Annotated in this window: 5 protein-coding genes and 2 pseudogenes; 6 read left to right on the plus strand and 1 reads right to left on the minus strand. The window is 48.2% G+C overall.

What is annotated here, in order from left to right:
• Window positions 1–53 precede the first annotated feature (53 nt).
• From AB3R30_RS23200 to AB3R30_RS23225, 6 genes and pseudogenes are all read left to right on the plus strand, one after another.
• Window positions 54–533 (plus strand): heavy metal-responsive transcriptional regulator, encoded by a 480-nt coding sequence (locus tag AB3R30_RS23200; protein ID WP_458651587.1) that lies wholly within the window; start codon window positions 54–56, stop codon window positions 531–533.
• Between the two features lie 93 nt (window positions 534–626).
• Window positions 627–824, plus strand: coding sequence for a heavy-metal-associated domain-containing protein (locus AB3R30_RS23205; protein ID WP_458651588.1), 198 nt, complete (start codon window positions 627–629; stop codon window positions 822–824).
• 31 nt (window positions 825–855) lie between these two features.
• Window positions 856–1,350, plus strand: a complete 495-nt coding sequence (locus AB3R30_RS23210; protein ID WP_458651589.1) for a hypothetical protein — start codon at window positions 856–858, stop codon at window positions 1,348–1,350.
• Between the two features lie 130 nt (window positions 1,351–1,480).
• A complete protein-coding gene (locus tag AB3R30_RS23215) occupies window positions 1,481–3,742 on the plus strand; it encodes a heavy metal translocating P-type ATPase (RefSeq protein ID WP_458651590.1) in 2,262 nt (753 codons plus the stop codon).
• Window positions 3,743–3,759: 17 nt separating this feature from the next.
• Window positions 3,760–4,269, plus strand: a complete 510-nt coding sequence (locus tag AB3R30_RS23220; protein WP_458651591.1) for a cupredoxin domain-containing protein — start codon at window positions 3,760–3,762, stop codon at window positions 4,267–4,269.
• 664 nt (window positions 4,270–4,933) lie between these two features.
• Window positions 4,934–6,145: pseudogene (locus AB3R30_RS23225) on the plus strand (PAS domain S-box protein); the annotation flags it as partial.
• 18 nt (window positions 6,146–6,163) lie between these two features.
• Here the strand turns inward: AB3R30_RS23225 and AB3R30_RS23230 are convergent.
• Window positions 6,164–6,315, minus strand: a pseudogene (locus tag AB3R30_RS23230) (transposase); the annotation flags it as partial.

A 6,315-nucleotide genomic window follows, 5' to 3' on the forward strand; every position in this document is an offset into this window, starting at 1 on the left:
ACTCCAAGATGGAAGTAGAAAGTGATTGAAGTTGGCAGAGGCGAAGTTGGAACATGGTTACAACTGAAATGAAAGGCTTGTTGAAGATTGGTGAAGTGGCTGCCGTTAGCCATTTGCCAATCAAAACAATTCGCTACTACGAAGAAATTGGCTTGCTTACACCAGCGGTGCGTCGCTCAGAATCAAACTATCGGCTTTTTGAGCCAAACGTGCTCGGGCGGCTAGCCTTTATCAAGCGATCGCAGTCGTTGGGTCTGAGTCTACGGGAGATTCAAGAGATTCTGGCAGTGCATGATCAAGGGCAACTGCCTTGCGATGATGTGAAGCAGAACCTTCAGCAGAAAGTACAACAGATCACCGAGCAGATTGAATCATTGCAACTCTTGCGCTCTGAACTGCAAGGGTTGTTATCAGGCTGGCAAGATCAGCCGCCAGCAGAGCTTGCAGCCCGAACCATTTGTCCCAACCTGGAGACTAAGACAGGAACTGAACGCCTTCCGTTCGTCCGTAAACGAGCAGCAGTCGGTGTGTGATGCAAGCAGGTTTCTCCCACATCGTTGAGCTATGCACTTGACTTTCTAGTGCAGAGGAGACTCCAAAATTGATGTAGTGATTCAAGGATTGACATGATGACACTCGAATTCAACGTTCCGAATATGGCCTGTTCTGCTTGTGCTACCACCATTACGAACGCAGTGATTGCGATCGACCCCACCGCCACCGTTGCAGCAGATCCCAAAACAAAGCAGGTCACGATCAATACTCAACAGCCTGAAGCGACAGTGAAAGCGGCGATCGTTGCCGCAGGGTACGTAGTGGATTAGTAATTTTACGTCAAATTATCAGAACACCATTATGTCGAATCATCAGAACATCATTGGCTCTTGGCGCTGGCTAAATTCACCTGAATGGAATGTGGCTATATTCTCATTTCTGTTGTCTTTCATTTGGGAAGTTCAACAGATGCCGTTTTACCAGGTTTCAAATGAGTTCTCTTGTTTTGATAGGACTAGAAACTGCACCCTTGCTACAGTCAGAGATGTTGGCATCTCGCTGACCTCTTTCTGGGTGGTTGCAACTTTAGCAAAGTCGCGTCAATGGGTGCAGCGACCCAGCCGAAAGCAAGTAGGCATTTTTACGCTTGTAGGCGTGGTAATTACAGTTGTTTTTGAAGCCTTAGCAACTGGACCACTGGATAGATGGGCGTACGCCGAGTCCATGCCAACCCTTCCTTTGCTAGGTACTGGACTGGTGTCATTAGCAATGTGGTTGTTGGTGCCACACTTGACAGTTTGGTTTGTCAAACGTCAGATCTCTCATGTCAGATATAAGAACTCAGCGCAACTGTAACTCAGTTCCAGTAACGTTTGCAGCTTGATTAATGAACTCCTCTGAATAACTCTTGAAAATTTTAAGGGCGATCGCTGCATCGGAATACACCCTTACTTAGCCTCTATCGGGATGAAAACGACAAACTGCAATGGATACTACAACACTAAAACTGCGAGGCATGAGTTGTGCCTCCTGCGCCAATAATATTGAGCAAGCAATTCAGACTGTGCCGGGGGTTGCGGTCGCCAATGTTAATTTTGGGGCAGAACAAGCCACCGTCACGTATGACCCACAGCAGACTGGTTTAGATGCGATTCAAAATGCCGTCAGCGAAGCAGGTTATTCCGCTTTCTCGCTGCAAGAATCGGAGATGGTAACGGGCGAAGACGATGCCGAAAAAGCAGCACGGCTGGCAGAATCGCGAGACTTAACCCGCAAAGTTTGGGTGGGAGCAATCATCAGTGCGGTGTTGCTGATCGGCTCACTGCCGATGATGACCGGGCTAGATTTTCCCTTCATTCCAGCATGGCTGCACAACTTCTGGTTTCAAGCAATTTTGACGGCTCCGGTGCAGTTTTGGTGCGGTCGATCGTTCTACACCAACGGCTGGAAAGCCTTGAAGCGCCACACAGCTACGATGGATACGTTGATTGCCTTGGGTACCAGTGCGGCTTATTTCTATTCACTGTTCATTACCATTAACCCTGGCTTTCTCACGGCTCAGGGGTTGATACCCAGTGTTTATTACGAGACCGCAGCGATCGTCATCACGTTGATCCTGCTCGGACGCTTGTTTGAGAACCGTGCCAGAGGGCAAACTTCTGACGCGATTCGCAAGTTGATAGGACTGCAAGCACGCGATGCCCGGATCATTCGGGATGATCGGGAAATGGAAGTGCCGATCGCCGAAGTGCAATTAGGTGACATCGTAGTCGTGCGCCCTGGCGAAAAGATTCCGGTTGATGGTGAAGTGATCGAAGGCAGTTCGACGATCGATGAGGCCATGGTAACGGGGGAAAGCGTTGCGGTCAAAAAGCAGGCAGGCGATGAAGTCATCGGAGCTACCATCAACAAAACGGGTAGCTTCAAGTTTCGCGCCACACGAGTCGGCAAAGATACCTTCCTGGCACAAATCGTCAAGCTGGTGCAGCAGGCTCAAGGCTCAAAAGCCCCGATTCAACGACTGGCAGACCAGGTGACAGCTTGGTTTGTGCCCGCCGTGATTGCTATTGCGATCGCCACCTTCGTTATCTGGTTCATCGTGATGGGCAATTTCACACTGGCGCTGATCACGATGGTGGAAGTGCTGATCATTGCCTGTCCCTGTGCGCTAGGACTGGCAACACCCACCTCGGTCATGGTCGGCACCGGGAAGGGCGCAGAAAATGACATCTTGATTAAAGGGGCAGAAAGCTTGGAGCTTGCCCATAAGATTCAGACGATCGTGCTTGATAAGACTGGAACCCTGACGCAAGGTCAGCCTACGGTCACAGACTTCATCACGACCATTGGAACAGCAAACGGTAACGAACTTAAACTCTTGCAACTGGCAGCCTCGGTGGAGCGCAATTCTGAACACCCATTGGCAGAAGCTGTAGTTCGCTATGCCCAGTCTCAAGAAGTCGCGCTAAAAGACGTTCAGGAATTTGAGGCGATTGCGGGCAGCGGCGTACAAGGTAGGATCTCAGATCAGTTGATTCAAATTGGCACCAGGCGTTGGATGCAAGAGTTGGGCGTTGACACTCAAGCATTGCAACAGGACAAGGATCGATTGGAATCTTCGGGCAAAACTGCCATTTTGATTGCCGTTAATGGTGAACTGCAAGGGTTGATGGGTATTGCAGATGTCCTCAAGCCCTCCTCGGCTCAAGCCGTTCGCGCTTTACAACGGATGGGCTTAGAAGTGGTGATGATGACTGGAGATAATCGTCAGACCGCAGAAACGATCGCGCGTGAAGTTGGCATTGGGCGTGTGTTTGCAGAAGTGCGACCAGACCAAAAAGCGGCTCAGGTTTACAAACTCCAATCCGAAGGCAAAATTGTAGCAATGGTAGGGGATGGTATCAATGATGCACCTGCCTTAGCTCAAGCCCAAGTTGGAATTGCGATCGGCACTGGAACTGACGTAGCGATCGCGGCCAGTGACATCACGCTCATTTCTGGTGACTTGCAGGGCATTATTACTGCAATTCAACTGAGCCGTGCCACGATGCGAAATATTCGCCAAAATCTCTTCTTTGCCTTCATTTACAACGTTGCGGGCATTCCGATTGCAGCTGGAATTTTATACCCCTTCTTTGGTTGGTTACTCAGTCCCATCATTGCTGGAGCCGCAATGGCATTCAGTTCCGTTTCAGTGGTGACGAATGCGTTGCGGTTACGGAATTTTCAACCCAAGCCATTGGCATGATAACTCAGGAGGTTTCAATGTTGAATAAGCGTCAGATTTTAGGCAGTTTAGCGAGTGCAGGGTTACTGTTAGGGACGGTATCTGGAGTTGCAGCGACTGAAATGCCAACGGATCATTCAGCATCTAGAGGTGAATTTGAACGGATTGAGCAACCGTTAGAAGCCAAGCTTGGCGTTGGAGCAGGTGGTTTGTTCTTAATTGGCTTAGAGCTTTGGTGGTTCCTTCTCAGTAAGCCAAAAGCCAAGCAATCCAGCTTAGAACAAGGAATTCAGAAACTTACGGTTCAAGTTGATGGCGGGTATGAACCCAGTCAAGTGGTGGTGAAAGCGGGACAGCCCGTTCAACTCAATTTTTTTCGTAGAGACCCCAGTAGCTGTTTAGAAAAAGTTCTAATACCTGATTTTCGGATCGCGGCTGACCTGCCGTTGAATCAAGAGACAGCGATTGAATTCACGCCCGACAAACCAGGAGAGTACGCCTTTACCTGTGGCATGAACATGTTTCGCGGAGTAATTAGAGCAGAGTAAGTGTATTCAATGAGCCTTAACTTTAAGAGAAGAGATTCACTTGGGATTGTGCAACGAGTACATTGCGTGCTGTGACCTTTACGGCATTGCGCGACCGCCACAGCCCTTTGTTTGTACGGTGCAACTGGCGGTAATGTTCTAGACCTGTGGACGAAGCATCATACAGCTTGACCAAGTTTATAGAGATTGATGAACAAACCAATTCCCCCAGCATCCTTTGACAAGAAATATTTCTAGCTACAAAGCAAAAGGGCATCTGCTCTCTCAAAGCAAATGTCTTGTTTAACTTTGGTATAAACTTTAACAGAGATCAGGATTTTTGATGTTTCTGCGGGAAACCTAGAGGCAAGCTGACTCCTTATCCCAAGGCTGTTGCCCATGAAGTGGCGAATTCTATTTTTTCTATGCGTAGCTTTATTGAGCTAGATCTTAGATAGGATCACTGCCCTTTGCTGCTTTGCATCGATTGAATCTAATCTACTAACTTTACTTCAACTGCTCTACTGACAGTTTGTGAAGAGTAAGTAATCAGATTTGCTTGTGGGCGGTCGGCTACATTACCGATTCTGCGACCTTTAGGAGCTTAACTATGACTTCTCTTAGCTCTCACTTCAAGAGCAACGGTTTGGGTTCAAGCAAGTCTCATGCTGCTCATTACCAACTGATGAATCAGACGCTGCAAGAGGATCTAGACGCTTGCCAACGATCTCAAGCGAAATTGAAGGATTTGCTTTACGCACTCGTTGAGTTAACGCCTTCACCCATTGCCATCACCAGTATAGAAAGCAATCGAATTCTGCTAAAGAATCAATTTGTGGAGCCTTTGTTTGGCATTTCTAGCGGTGAGATATTTGACACAATAGAGCCTAGGTTCTATGCCAACATTACAGAGCAAACTCAACTTCTAAACAGGCTCCAGAGGGGTGAACAACTCGTTAATTATAGGCTTCAGCTTAAGACCATTCATGGAGAAATTCAAGACACCTTGGTCTCAGCCCAAGTGGTTGAGTATGAAGAGCAACAGGCAATTCTTTGGATCTGGACGGATGCTACAGAACAGACTCAAACCCAGCCGATAGATGCGCTCACCGCACAAAAACAAGCAGAAATCGTTTCGCCAGAAAGCGAAGCCCAGTTTCGAGCAATGGTGGAGACCTCTCCCATTTCCATGACGGTTAGTCGGGTTATGGATGGGCTGCTGCTATATGCCAATAACCAGGCAGAACAAACCTTTGGGCTACATAGTAAGGAGCTTGTTGGTCGCAAAACCCCGAACCTCTACTACGATGCCATTGACCGTCAAGCAATGTTAGAACGTCTCCTCAAAGAAGGACACATTCCTTACTTTGAGGTGCGAGTGAAGAAAGCGGATGGCACTCCTCTTTGGGTATCCGTCTCCCTCCGGTTGATTACATTCAATGGTGAATCGTCGATCCTCAGTGCGTTCCATGAGATTACTGAACGCAAACAAGCCGAAGCTGCACTTCAAATTCATGCGCGCCAACAGTCGGCTGTGGCTCAGTTGGGGCAGCAGGCACTCGCTAACACCCATCTAACCCTGCTATTCAATGAAGCTGTAACGCTTGTTGCTCAAGTACTAGAGGTGGAGCTTTGTGGCATTTGGAAGCTCCTACCCAACCACTGCACATTGCTGCTTCAAGCGGGAATTGGATGGCAAAATGGACTAGTAGGATCTGCTTTAGCTGGTACTCAAGTACATTCTCATCTAGGCTATACGCTTCTTGCACAAGAACCTGTGTTGGTTGAAGACTTCCGCATTGATACCCAATTCAGCGGTCCTCCTCTATTGCACAATCACAGGGTCATTAGTGGCATCGCCATTCCATTTTTGGGTCAGGCACAAGCGTTTGGCGTCTTGGGCTGCTATATAGCCTTACGCATACACATTAGGACATTGCTTGAAGGCAGCATCGACACAATCGCGAAAGCTGTCAAATTCATCCCATCATTGTCGCATCCAGTTCTTCAAGACAAACCACCAATGTTCAATCTTGTTTAAGTCAGGAGAATAGGGCGGTAGATACC

This window comes from Sivoneniella epilithica UHCC 1019 (genome assembly GCF_040830845.1).
Lineage (GTDB): Bacteria > Cyanobacteriota > Cyanobacteriia > Leptolyngbyales > Leptolyngbyaceae > ULC077BIN1.